We start from the raw sequence: 616 nt of genomic DNA on the forward strand, positions 1-616 counted from the left end.
GTCCCGGCCGATCACCGGGTCCAGCTTGCCCGAACGGGCCTCCAGGACCAGATCCCGGCCGTACTTCTCCAGCGCCTCGTACGCCACCTCGGGGTTGGCGGAGGTGACCCGCTGGCTGCCGCGCACCTGGGTGAGAGCGTGCAGGAACGCCTCCTTGGTGACGCCGTGCTCCTTGAGCACCCGCCCCGCCGCGGTGGCGGACCCCTCCTCGGCGAGCGCGAGCACCAGATGCTCCACCGAGACGTACTCGTCCTTCAGGCGCTTCGCCTCCCGCTCGGCGGCCTCCAGCACCTGGGCCAGCCGCTGGGTGAGAAAGACCTGCCCCGGAGTGGCCCCGGGGCCGGTGACCCTGGGCTTGCGGGCCACCTGCGCCTCCAGCAGGGTGCGCACCGCTTCGGGGTCGGCGCCCAACTGGCCGATCAGCCGGGGCGTCAGCCCGTCGGGCTGTTCGAGGAGGGCCAGCAGCAGATGCTCGCCGTCGACCTCGGTGTGGCCGTAGCCCTGGGCCCGGGTCTGGGCGTCCTGGAGGGCTTCCCTCGACTTCTCGGTGAGACGGTTCATGTCCATGGTGGTTCTTCACTCCTCGCGCCGGGTTCTTCACTCCTCGCGCCGCCGT

General features: G+C 71.6%; 1 protein-coding gene. It reads right to left on the minus strand.

Going from position 1 to position 616, the window contains the following annotated elements:
* A partial coding sequence (locus tag JK364_RS54560; RefSeq protein ID WP_307841739.1) for a Clp protease N-terminal domain-containing protein occupies positions 1-567 on the minus strand: 567 nt, incomplete at its 3' end.
* Positions 568-616: the final 49 nt, after the last annotated feature.

Origin of the sequence: Streptomyces endocoffeicus, assembly GCF_016741935.1 — a bacterium.
Taxonomy (GTDB): domain Bacteria; phylum Actinomycetota; class Actinomycetes; order Streptomycetales; family Streptomycetaceae; genus Streptomyces; species Streptomyces endocoffeicus.